The organism is Pseudomonas sp. 13B_3.2_Bac1, from assembly GCF_025466205.1.
GTDB lineage: Bacteria > Pseudomonadota > Gammaproteobacteria > Pseudomonadales > Pseudomonadaceae > Aquipseudomonas > Aquipseudomonas fluorescens_H.
Window position 1 is genome coordinate 87018 of the sequence record NZ_JANLOG010000034.1, and the last position, 10634, is coordinate 97651.

12 protein-coding genes are annotated in these 10634 nt (G+C 62.1%); 7 read left to right on the forward strand and 5 right to left on the reverse strand.

The genetic code is table 11. The annotated features are described in order from the left end of the window. Positions 1-69: 69 nt before the first annotated feature. Positions 70-1494, reverse strand: coding sequence for a sensor histidine kinase (locus NTD85_RS05520; RefSeq protein ID WP_262141628.1), 1425 nt, complete (start codon positions 1492-1494; stop codon positions 70-72). Beyond that, entirely contained in the window at positions 1481-2203 is a 723-nt protein-coding gene (locus NTD85_RS05525; protein ID WP_262141629.1) for a response regulator transcription factor, read from the reverse strand. Before NTD85_RS05525 ends, NTD85_RS05520 begins: the two co-directional genes overlap by 14 nt. Positions 2204-2420: 217 nt before the next feature. Between NTD85_RS05525 and NTD85_RS05530 the strand changes: the two genes are divergently transcribed. Continuing rightward, complete coding sequence (locus NTD85_RS05530) at positions 2421-5174, forward strand: response regulator (RefSeq protein WP_103521846.1); 2754 nt, start codon at positions 2421-2423, stop codon at positions 5172-5174. 83 nt (positions 5175-5257) lie between these two features. After that, positions 5258-6247, forward strand: coding sequence for a 2-hydroxyacid dehydrogenase (locus tag NTD85_RS05535; protein WP_262141630.1), 990 nt, complete (start codon positions 5258-5260; stop codon positions 6245-6247). Between the two features lie 11 nt (positions 6248-6258). Here NTD85_RS05535 and NTD85_RS05540 read toward each other — a convergent pair whose 3' ends face one another. After that, the gene (locus tag NTD85_RS05540) at positions 6259-6708 is read right to left on the reverse strand and encodes a hypothetical protein (RefSeq protein ID WP_262141631.1); all 450 of its coding nucleotides are present in this window, start codon (positions 6706-6708) and stop codon (positions 6259-6261) included. Positions 6709-6841: 133 nt separating this feature from the next. Between NTD85_RS05540 and NTD85_RS05545 the strand changes: the two genes are divergently transcribed. Together NTD85_RS05545 and NTD85_RS05550 are read left to right on the forward strand one after the other, a co-directional pair. Beyond that, the gene (locus NTD85_RS05545) at positions 6842-7276 is read left to right on the forward strand and encodes a hypothetical protein (RefSeq protein ID WP_262141633.1); all 435 of its coding nucleotides are present in this window, start codon (positions 6842-6844) and stop codon (positions 7274-7276) included. Further along, positions 7276-7680 carry an META domain-containing protein gene (locus NTD85_RS05550; RefSeq protein WP_003227175.1) on the forward strand — a complete coding sequence of 135 codons (405 nt, stop codon included), beginning with the start codon at positions 7276-7278 and terminating at the stop codon, positions 7678-7680. Before NTD85_RS05545 ends, NTD85_RS05550 begins: the two co-directional genes overlap by 1 nt. A 173-nt stretch (positions 7681-7853) precedes the next feature. Here NTD85_RS05550 and NTD85_RS05555 read toward each other — a convergent pair whose 3' ends face one another. Further along, a complete protein-coding gene (locus NTD85_RS05555; protein ID WP_262141634.1) occupies positions 7854-8321 on the reverse strand; it encodes a TlpA family protein disulfide reductase in 468 nt (155 codons plus the stop codon). Between the two features lie 114 nt (positions 8322-8435). Here NTD85_RS05555 and arsC point away from each other — a divergent pair, with 114 nt between their 5' ends. Genes arsC through NTD85_RS05570 form a run of 3 tightly spaced genes read left to right on the forward strand, consistent with a single transcriptional unit; the run spans position 8436 to position 9810 of the window. Beyond that, positions 8436-8789 (forward strand): arsenate reductase (glutaredoxin), encoded by a 354-nt coding sequence (gene arsC / locus NTD85_RS05560; RefSeq protein ID WP_201136851.1) that lies wholly within the window; start codon positions 8436-8438, stop codon positions 8787-8789. Beyond that, the gene (gene wrbA / locus NTD85_RS05565; protein ID WP_103485458.1) at positions 8786-9382 is read left to right on the forward strand and encodes an NAD(P)H:quinone oxidoreductase; all 597 of its coding nucleotides are present in this window, start codon (positions 8786-8788) and stop codon (positions 9380-9382) included. The genes arsC and wrbA overlap by 4 nt, the downstream gene beginning before the upstream one ends. Positions 9383-9384: 2 nt before the next feature. Beyond that, the gene (locus tag NTD85_RS05570; RefSeq protein WP_103520568.1) at positions 9385-9810 is read left to right on the forward strand and encodes a DUF2069 domain-containing protein; all 426 of its coding nucleotides are present in this window, start codon (positions 9385-9387) and stop codon (positions 9808-9810) included. A 113-nt stretch (positions 9811-9923) separates the two neighbouring features. On the opposite strand, the gene NTD85_RS05575 is transcribed toward NTD85_RS05570, so the two are convergent. Further along, a complete protein-coding gene (locus NTD85_RS05575) occupies positions 9924-10598 on the reverse strand; it encodes a DNA-3-methyladenine glycosylase I (RefSeq protein WP_103485456.1) in 675 nt (224 codons plus the stop codon). Between the last annotated feature and the right edge of the window lie 36 nt (positions 10599-10634).

Genomic DNA, 10634 nt, shown 5'->3' on the forward strand with positions numbered 1-10634 from the left:
TGAGTTCAGCGGTGAATCGAAGGGCCCCTTCGCGAGCAAGCCCGCTCCCACAGAAGGTCACGGTGTTGGTTATACAATCTGCGGACGACACACATCCACTGTGGGAGCGGGCTTGCTCGCGAAGGCGTCAGCTGTCACGCCGCCGTCATCGGCAATCAGCCGAAAATTCAAGCGCAACCCTGCCCCACCATTCTCCGCCCACAACATCCCACCCTGCCTTTGCACCGCATTCCTCGCAATGCTCAACCCCAGCCCAAACCCGCCATCCCCCGGGCGCGAGCCGTCGAGGCGGGTGAACGGCGAGAAGATCCGTTCCAGATCCGCTTCCGCCACGCCGCCGCCCTGATCTTCCAGCCACAGATGCCAGTAATCGCCGTCACGCCGTCCATCGAGGCGCACGATGCCGCCCTCGGGCGAATGACGAATGGCGTTGCGCAGAATGTTCTCCAGCGCCTGCGCCAAACTATTGAGATTACCGCGCACCCAGCACGACGACGGCACCGCGCACTGCAATTGCAGGCTCGGCCAGCCGCTTTCATAACAGGCGTTGTCGGTGAGCATTTCCCACAGGGCCTGAATCTGGATCGCCTCGTCCGGCAGCGGTGCACGCTCGGTGTCGAGCCAGGCCAGTTGCAGGGTGTCCTCGACCAGCCGTTGCATGCCATCGACTTCACGGCCGATGCGCTCGCGCAGTTGCCGCAGATCCTGTTCGCTTTCACTGGCCACCCGCAATCGACTCAGTGGCGTACGCAGTTCATGGGACAGGTCGCGCAGCAGTTGCTGTTGCAGGGCGACAGTGGATTGCAGGCGCTCGGACATCGAGTCGAAAGCCCGCGCCAGCTCGCCGAGTTCGTCCGGGCGCTCGGTAATGCCGCTCGACAGGCGCACATTCAATTGATCGGCGCGCCAGGCATTGGCCTGTTCGCGCAGATTGTTCAGCGGCACCACCAGCAAGCGATACAGGCCGACGCACAGCAGCAAGGTGAACAGCCCCGGAATCACCCCGTTGGTGATCACCCTCCAGAACACCCGGTATTTACCCGGCAGAAAACGCTCGGGCAACTCGATCACCAGACTGCCGGCAGATGGATCCTGAGGAAACGGCACCCGCAGCCACGGCCGGCCCTGCTTGTGGATCGGCCAGTCGAGCCCGCGCAAAAAGGTCAGGTGCTGGATTTCCTGTTCACTCAGCGGATCGCTGCTCAACGACTGCAGATTGCGGTCTATCGCTCCGACCCAACCCGCCTCGCGCAGCTCCATGCTCTGCAACCAGTTATCGACCCCGTCACGCTCACCGCGCTGCCACGCTCGTTCGGCTTCAGCGGCATAGCGGCTCAGCGTGCCGCGCGCCTCGTCGGAGAGAAACTGGTTGCGCTCCTCCATGTAGCGGCCCCAGGACCAGCTCAGCCAGATCATCAGCAGACAGAACGCCACCAGCAGGCACGCCAGTTTCCAGAACAGCGAATGCCGCCCCGGCAGGTCAGAGATTTTCATCAGGCGCACTCAGCACGTAGCCCTTGCCCCACACCGTGCGCACTTCACGCTCGAGGTAACCGATGGCCTTGAGTTTGCGGCGGATCTGGCTGATGTGCATGTCGAGGCTGCGGTCGTGGGCCGCGTAACCGCGTTGCAGAACATGCTGATAAAGGAAGGCCTTGCTCAACACTTCTTCATCGTTGCGATTGAGGGTTTCCAGCAGGCGGTATTCGCTGCGGGTCAGGCCGGCGGCTTGCGCGTTATAGAAAACCTCGCACTGTTCATCGTCAAAGCGCAGCGTGCCACTGGCCACCGACGGAGTAACTGCCGCCGGGCGCCGATCAAGGGCCACCCGCCGCAGAATCGCCTCGATGCGCACGTGCAGCTCGGCCATGCTGAACGGCTTTGGCAGATAATCATCGGCCCCCAGGCGAAAGCCACTGATGCGATCGGCCTCGGCACCCAGGGCGGACATCAGCAGCACCGGCGTCGAATGGCTCTGGCGCAATTGGGTCAGCACATTCAGGCCATCGAGCCCCGGCAACAGTATGTCCATCAGCACCACATCGAACGGCTGGCGACGCGCGATGTTCAGCCCTTCCTGACCGTTCTGGCACCAGGTCACCTTAAAGCCGCTGCGCCCCAGATGTTCGTGAACATAGGCGCCCAGAACCGGGTCGTCCTCGATGGCAAGAATGCGTGGGTAATCGTTGGAGGCAAGCGTCATGAGTATCTGCAAATAATTCTCAGTTGGCCGATTATTCAAGATTGCCCGCTATCGGGCAACCCAAGGTTGACCTGGCGGACAAACGCGCCATGCGCTGTCGACCGAAGACGACATCATTTTTCCGAAGATTGCCTGCCTGCAAATCGCTACACTGCGCCAATGTCGCGTGCCGGATGCACGTAAGAGTCAACAGTTCAGCGGGATGCAGGAGATGGGTGTGCTCAAGAAACTGGGAATCAAAGGTCGCGTATTGTTGCTGACCCTGTTGCCGACCAGCCTGATGGCATTGGTTCTCGGTGGTTATTTCACCTGGATGCAACAGTCCGACCTGCAGACCCAACTGATGCAGCGCGGTGAAATGATCGCCGAGCAACTGGCGCCGCTGGTGGCGCCCGCCATGGGCCACGGCAACACCGATCTGCTGGAACGCATCGCCACCCAGTCTCTCGAACAACCCGACGTGCGCGCCGTCACCTTCCTCGCCCCCGACCGCACACCGCTGGCGCACGCCGGCCCGACCATGCTCAATCAGGCGCCCAGCGGCGACAGTGCGCAACTGCAACGGCGCAGCGGCAATGACGCCACCCGTTACCTCATGCCGGTGTTCGGCAAGCATCGCAATCTTGCCGGCGACGTGATTCCGCAAGAGTCCGACCGTCTGCTCGGCTGGGTCGAACTGGAGCTGTCGCACAACGGCATGCTGCTGCGCGGTTATCGCAGCCTGTTTGCCAGCCTGCTGTTGATTGCCGCTGGCCTTGCCGGTGCCGCCCTGCTCGCATTGCGCATGGGTCGCACCATCAACCGCCCGCTGAGCCAGATCAAACACGCGGTCGCCCAGCTCAAGGACGGTCATCTGGAAACCCGCCTGCCACCGCTCGGCAGTCAGGAACTGGACGAGCTCGCCTCGGGCATCAACCGCATGGCCGGCACGCTGCAGAACGCTCGCGAAGAACTGCAGCACAGCGTCGATCAGGCCACCGAAGACGTGCGCCAGAATCTGGAAACCATCGAGATCCAGAACATCGAACTGGATCTGGCACGCAAAGAGGCGCTGGAGGCGAGCCGGATCAAATCCGAGTTCCTTGCCAACATGAGCCACGAGATCCGCACGCCGCTCAACGGCATTCTCGGTTTCACGCATCTGTTGCAGAAAAGCGAGCTGACCCCTCGCCAGCTCGACTATCTGGGCACCATCGAAAAGTCCGCCGACAGCCTGCTCGGGATCATCAACGAGATCCTCGATTTCTCGAAGATCGAGGCCGGCAAACTGGTGCTCGACCATATTCCATTCAACCTTCGCGACCTGTTGCAGGACACCCTGACCATCCTGGCGCCGGCAGCCCACGCCAAGCAATTGGAGCTGGTCAGTCTGGTCTATCGCGACACGCCGCTGTCGCTGGTCGGTGACCCGCTGCGCCTGAAGCAGATCCTCACCAACTTGGTCAGCAATGCGATCAAGTTCACCCGCGAAGGCACTATCGTCGCCCGCGCCATGCTCGAAGAAGAACACGAAGACAGCGTGCAACTGCGCATCAGCATTCAGGACACCGGCATCGGTCTGTCGAGTCAGGATGTGCGCGCGTTGTTCCAGGCGTTCAGTCAGGCCGACAACTCGTTGTCGCGCCAGCCTGGCGGTACCGGTCTGGGTCTGGTGATTTCCAAGCGCCTGATCGAACAGATGGGCGGCGAAATCGGCGTCGACAGCACCCCAGGCGAAGGTTCGGAATTCTGGATCAGCCTGAGCCTGCCCAAAGCCCGCGACGACAGCGAAGACCTGCCGGCCCCGCCGCTGCTCGGACGCCGTGTGGCCGTACTGGAAAATCACGAACTGGCGCGCCAGGCCCTGCAGCATCAACTGGAAGACTGTGGCCTCGACGTCACGCCGTTCAATACGCTGGAGAGCCTGACCAACGGCGTCACCGGCGCGCACCAGACCGATCAGGCCATCGACCTTGCGGTGCTCGGCATCACCAGCAACGACATGCTCCCGGAGCGTCTGAACCAGCACATCTGGGATCTGGAGCACCTGGGCTGCAAAGTACTGGTGCTGTGCCCGACCACCGAACAGACGCTGTTCCATCTCTCGGTACCGAACCCACATAGCCAGTTGCAGGCCAAACCGGCCTGCACGCGCAAACTGCGCCGGGCGCTGGCGGATCTGGCCAACCCGCGCCAACCACGCAGCGAACCGGGCGAACCGCTGTCGAGCCGTGCGCCGAAAGTACTGTGCGTCGACGACAACCCGGCCAACCTGTTGCTGGTGCAGACCTTGCTCGAAGACATGGGCGCCAAGGTTCTGGCCGTAGAAAGCGGCTACGCGGCGGTCAAAGCGGTGCAGAGCGAATCCTTCGATCTGGTGCTGATGGACGTGCAGATGCCGGGGATGGACGGACGCCAGACCACCGAAACCATCCGCCAGTGGGAAAGCGAACGGCATTGCACGCCGTTGCCGATCGTGGCCCTCACCGCCCACGCCATGGCCAACGAAAAACGCGCCTTGCTGCAAAGCGGCATGGATGACTACCTGACCAAACCGATCAGCGAGCGGCAACTGGCGCAAGTGGTGCTGAAATGGACCGGTCTGGCCTTGCGTAATCAAGGCCCGGAGCGCGCCAGCGACAGCGCAGCAGGCAGCAATGAGCTGCCGGTGCTCGACCATGAGGAAGGCCTGCGCCTGGCCGCCGGCAAAGCGGACCTTGCCGCCGACATGCTGGCAATGCTGCTCGCCTCGCTGGAAGCCGACCGCGAAGCAATTCGTGCCGCCAGCGAAGCCCGTGATCAGAACGCATTGATTGAGCGCGTGCATCGCCTGCACGGTGCGACCCGATATTGTGGCGTGCCGCAATTGCGCGCGGCCTGTCAGCGCAGTGAAACCCTGCTCAAACAGGGCGATCCCAAAGCCGTGGCAGCGCTGGAAGAGCTGGAGCGGGCGATCAATCGCCTCGCCACTCAGGCCAGGATCAGCGCCTGATCCACGGCAATACCGGCAACGGCAATCGTCGTTAAAGTGGTGGCCGTCAACGCTGACTCGCCACCCCGTTCCAGGAGGAATTGATGCGCACGATCGTCTTCAGCAGCCAGACCTATGACCGCGACAGTTTCCTCGCCGTCGATTGCCCGACCGGAATAGAACTGCACTTTCAGCCGGCCCGGCTCAGTCTCGACACCGCCGCCCTGGCCGAACAGCACGAGGTGGTCTGCGCCTTCATCAATGACGATCTCAGCGCGCCGGTGCTGGAGCGGCTGGCGGCCGGCGGCACGCGGCTGATCGCGCTGCGCTCGGCGGGCTACAACCATGTCGATCTGGTCGCGGCGAAACGCCTCGGGCTGGCCGTGGTGCGGGTTCCAGCCTACTCGCCGCATGCGGTGGCCGAACATGCGGTGGCGTTGATCCTGGCGCTCAACCGGCGCCTGCACCGTGCCTACAACCGTACCCGCGAAGGCGACTTCACGCTGCACGGCCTGACCGGTTTCGATCTGGTGGGCAAGACCGTCGGCATCGTCGGCACCGGGCAGATCGGCGCGACCTTCGCGAAAATCATGCACGGCTTCGGTTGTGAGTTACTGGCGTACGACCCGTATCCAAACCCCGAGGTTGTGGCCTTGGGCGCGCGTTATCTGAGCCTGCCGGAATTGCTCGCGCAGTCGCGGATCATCAGCCTGCACTGCCCGCTCAACGCGCAGAGCAAACACTTGATCAACCGTGAGTCACTGGCACATTTGCAACCGGGGGCGATGCTGATCAACACCGGACGCGGCGGTCTGGTGGACACACCCGCGCTGATCGACGCCTTGAAGGACGGCCAACTGGGCTATCTGGGACTGGATGTGTATGAGGAAGAGGCGCAGTTGTTTTTCGAGGATCGCAGCGACTTGCCGTTGCAGGATGATGTACTGGCGCGGCTGTTGACCTTCCCGAATGTGATCATCACCGCGCATCAGGCGTTTCTGACCCACGAGGCGCTGGGCGCGATTGCCGCGACCACCCTGCACAACATCGCGACCTGGGCTGCAGGCGCGCCGCAGAACCAGGTCGAGGGCTGAGGATTACCGGCTTATTTCGGCGACAGCGACGAGGCCAGGATCAGCAGCGCCAGCCAGCCAAAACCGAAAAAACGCTGCTTCATCGAATGACCGTTACGCAGCAGGAACCAGACAAAGACCATCGGCAGCAGAAACACCATGATCTTCAACCAGCCTTCCACCGGACGCGAACCGTCGGCGTTGGGCTGAAGTTGAGGGGTTGGCTCGGGCTGCCGACGACGGCGACCGACTGCTGCCGGTGTCACTTTCGGCGCTGGCTCCGGGGCTGGCGGCGGGACGAAGGCTTCAGGCACGGACTTGTTGCGCGGCAGACTGCCAAATGAAATTGTCGTCGCGGCAGCGGCGACCGTCGGCTGCGGATTGTGCCCGTGTTGCTGAGCCATCGGAGCACCACAATGAATGCACGCCTTGACTTCAGAGCTGATGCTCCGCTTGCATTCATAACATTCGATCAGCGCCATGTTCCGTTCCCTCAGATTGAAGGGCGGCAGTTTGCCATGAGCGCCGAGCAATTTGAACCGGATCGAAGGTCGCACACGTACGCCATCCTGCAATCCAGCCCGTGCTAGCATGTCGCGCAGATTTGGAGGACCCATGGTCGAACACGATTTCCGCTACACCCTGATGAACCCGCAACACACCCTCACCGAATGCCGCGCCCTCGTACCGGGCCGCTATCAGGTCACCGGCAACGGTGGCTCGATCCGTAACGGTGACGTCCTGTTGGTCACCCTCAAAGGCAGCAAGGATTTGTCCATGCGCCTGACCGTCGACTCCGTACGCCACCTGATCAATCCGCCGGGCCAATGGACCGCGATGACCACGGGCCCGGTATTCGGCGAACTGGCAATCCACACCTGGCAGGTCAACTGCGACAGCTGCGCCAAAGAGCTGAGCTTCGAGTTCGCGGTGGACGCCAAGCTGGGCAAGACCGCCGAGAAACCGGCCGCCACGGCGCGCATCGCCGAGCTGGGCTGGAAAGCCGTTGGCGAAAAACACCTGTGCCCGAAATGCCAGGAGCCTGCGTGATGAAACGCCTTGCCCTGCCCCTGTTGGTCGGTGCCGGTCTGGTGGGCTGCGCCGCAGAGCCAGTGCAGTTGCAACAGAACCGCAGCTATATTCTGGAGTGGATCGGCGAGCGGCCATTGATGGATTACAGCCACCTGACCGTGACCCTCGGTGACGATGGCCGCGCGTATGGCAATGGCGGCTGCAACCACTGGTTCGCACCGTACACCCTCGAGGGTGACAAGCTGAGCTTCGGCCCGATCGGCAAGACCCGCAAACTCTGCGCGCCGGCGCTGATGGAGCAGGAACAACGCTTCCTGCAGGCGCTGCAAGGCGTGGAACGCTGGGACATCTCGCCGATCGAGCAGATGCGCTTCTGGCCGGCGGAAGGCAAGCCGTTGCGCTGGTGGCTGGAAGAGGGTTAACCCCCTTAGACGCACACTGAGGTTACTGTGGCGAGGGAGCTTGCTCCCGCTCGGCTGCGCAGCAGTCGCAAAACCGTTAACCGCGCGTTGCCGGAGACACCGAGTCAGCAGGGTTTGGGGCCGCTTCGCGGCCCAGCGGGAGCAAGCTCCCTCGCCACAAAAGCCCATTCAACTCACTTGGCAGCCTGCAACGCCTCCAGCTTGGCCATCACCCCCGCCGCCGTCTGCTCGCCCATCAGTTGCTCACGCACCTTGCCCTTGTTGTCGATGATGTAGGTCACCGGCAAGGCCTCACTGCGCGGCAGGTCGAACAGGTCCGCCGGATCCTGCGCCAGTACTGTGAACTTGATGCCCAGCTTCTCGCTGGCGCTCTTCAGGTCTTCACCCTGCACGTTGTCGAAGTTGACCCCGAACACACCGATGTTCTTGCCTTTCAACTCATCAGCCAGATGATTGAGCTCCGGAATTTCCGTGCGGCACGGGCCACACCATTCGGCCCAGTAATTGATGACTACCCATTGTTTATCCAGACGCTCGGACGCCACCTTCTGACCATTCTGGTCAATGCCGTAGTCATTTCCGCAGCCCCCCAGCATCAACGCCCCGATTATCGTCAATGCCGCTGCCAATCGCCGTGTCATGTCGTGTTCCCTGGTCAAAAATTGGATGCGCCTGCGACCCATCGCCTCTGAAGGTTCTGGATTGCGCGCTGCACAGTTAGAATAGCCGCCACTTTACGCCAGAAGCGACCCGCCATGACCGATCTGACGCTTTATCACAATCCGCGCTGCTCGAAATCCCGCGGCGCACTGGAACTTCTCGAGGCCCGTGGCCTGACCCCGAACGTGGTGCGTTACCTGGAAACGCCGCTGGACGCCGCGCAGATCAAGGCCTTGCTCGGCAAGCTCGGCATCAGCGCACGGCAACTGCTGCGCACGGGAGAAGATGAATACAAAATGCTTCAGCTGGCCGATACCAGCCTCAGCGAAGCGCAACTGATCGCCGCCATCGCCGAACACCCGAAACTGATGGAGCGGCCGATTCTCGAAGTCGGCGACAAGGCCGTGATCGGCCGTCCTCCGGAGCAGATCCTGGAGCTGTTGCCGTGAGCGCGCCATACATTCTGGTTCTGTATTACAGCCGCAACGGTTCGACCAACGAGATGGCCCGGCAGATCGCCCGCGGTGTCGAGCAGGCCGGCCTCGAAGCGCGCCTGCGTACCGTACCGGCGATTTCCACCGAGTGCGAAGCCGTGGCCCCGGGCATCCCTGACGAAGGTGCGCTCTACGCCACCCTCGACGATCTGAAGAACTGCGCTGGCCTCGCACTCGGGAGCCCGACGCGTTTCGGCAACATGGCCGCACCGCTCAAGTACTTCCTCGACGGCACCAGTAACCTGTGGCTGACCGGTGCACTGGTCGGTAAACCGGCCGGCGTGTTCACCTCCACCGCCAGCCTGCACGGCGGCCAGGAAACCACCCTGCTGTCGATGATGCTGCCGCTGTTGCACCACGGCATGCTGATCACCGGCCTGCCGTACAGCGAGTCAGCGCTGCTGGAAACCCAGGGCGGCGGCACGCCATATGGCGCCAGTCATCACGCTGGCGCCGATGGCAAGAAAGGTCTGGATCAGCACGAGATGGCGCTGTGTCGTGCACTCGGCGCACGCCTGGCGAAAACCGCGCAAAAACTGGAGGGCTGAGGGTGGCGAAGAAGGCGAAAATCCTGCCCTCGGTGGAGTGGCTCGAACCCCGCGTCAAGGCGATGCGGGCCCTCAGCCTGCTGTGCTTCTTCGGCCTCGCCGGGCTGCTCGCCGCTTACTACCTGGTATTCGCCGACCTGCATGGCGCCCGACCCTGGGTGATTCTGCTGGTCGAGCTGATCCCGTGGCTGATCCTCGCGCCGGGGATGCTGATGGGCAACGCACGCGCGCACTCGTGGATGTGTTTTGTGGTGAATCTGTATTTCATCAAAGGCGCACTGGCGGCGTATGACCCGAACCGGCAGCTGTTTGGCGTATTGGAGATGGTCGCGAGCCTGGCGTTGTTCTGCTCGGCGCTGCTGTATGTGCGGTGGCGGTATCAGTTGAATCGCAAGCTGGCTGGCGAGGGCGAGATTTCCGTCGCCTGAGCTGACGCCTTCGCGAGCAAGCCCGCTCCCACAGTTTTTGTGTCGATCACAATATTGTGTTTCAACAAGGATCCTGTGGGAGCGGGCTTGCTCGCGAATGGGGCGACGCGTTCTTAATGATTGACGGTGTAAGCCAGCATCATCGAAATCTGGCTCATCGGCCGTCCACCACTCTGTTCATGCCACTGGTTGAACGCGTTCTGCACAATCGCCAGATCGCGCAGACTGGTCGGCACTTTGTCGACGATCTTCTGCGCATTCAGTGCCGCGACCACGTCATAGCTCGGCACAAAGGTGTCCTTGCCAACCATTCGCAAGAAGCGTGGCGCCGACAGCCCGCCCAACTGATGGCCGTGCTTTTTCAGGTAGGTCCACAGACCGACGATATCGGTCACCGGCCAGTCGGCGATCAGTGCGCCGAAACTGCCCTTGTCCTTCTCCACATCGAGAATGAACTGCGCATTGCGCGGCACGCTCTTGAGCTTGCCCAGGTGGCGGATGATTCGCGCGTCCTGCATCAGCCGTTCGAGGTGCTCGGCGCTCATCAGCACGACTTTTTCCGGGTCGAATTTGAAGAACACTTCTTCGAAGGCCGGCCACTTGGCGTCCACCAGGCTGTGCTTGAGCCCGGCACGGAATACCCGCAGGGCCATGGTCGAGAGGTAACGATCGTCGCTGATCTTGCGCAATTGCGCGGGAGTCTTGGGAACGGGCAGATGGGCTTCCAGTTCAGCCGCCGAACCGAAGCGGTTCAGACAGTATTCGTGCAGCCACTTGTAATCGCGCATGCCCTCTCCTATTGAATGAAACGAAGAAACCCATGT

What these genes read in the sequence shown, in the direction of transcription:
- NTD85_RS05540 (WP_262141631.1), bottom strand. Translation starts at nt 6,708, where the DNA reads ATGGCGCTGATCGAATGTTATGAATGCAAGCGGAGCATCAGCTCTGAA.
- NTD85_RS05555 (WP_262141634.1), bottom strand. Translation starts at nt 8,321, where the DNA reads ATGACACGGCGATTGGCAGCGGCATTGACGATAATCGGGGCGTTGATG.
- NTD85_RS05545 (WP_262141633.1), top strand. Translation starts at nt 6,842, where the DNA reads ATGGTCGAACACGATTTCCGCTACACCCTGATGAACCCGCAACACACC.
- arsC (WP_201136851.1), top strand. Translation starts at nt 8,436, where the DNA reads ATGACCGATCTGACGCTTTATCACAATCCGCGCTGCTCGAAATCCCGC.
- NTD85_RS05550 (WP_003227175.1), top strand. Translation starts at nt 7,276, where the DNA reads ATGAAACGCCTTGCCCTGCCCCTGTTGGTCGGTGCCGGTCTGGTGGGC.
- NTD85_RS05525 (WP_262141629.1), bottom strand. Translation starts at nt 2,203, where the DNA reads ATGACGCTTGCCTCCAACGATTACCCACGCATTCTTGCCATCGAGGAC.
- NTD85_RS05535 (WP_262141630.1), top strand. Translation starts at nt 5,258, where the DNA reads ATGCGCACGATCGTCTTCAGCAGCCAGACCTATGACCGCGACAGTTTC.
- NTD85_RS05520 (WP_262141628.1), bottom strand. Translation starts at nt 1,494, where the DNA reads ATGAAAATCTCTGACCTGCCGGGGCGGCATTCGCTGTTCTGGAAACTG.
- NTD85_RS05575 (WP_103485456.1), bottom strand. Translation starts at nt 10,598, where the DNA reads ATGCGCGATTACAAGTGGCTGCACGAATACTGTCTGAACCGCTTCGGT.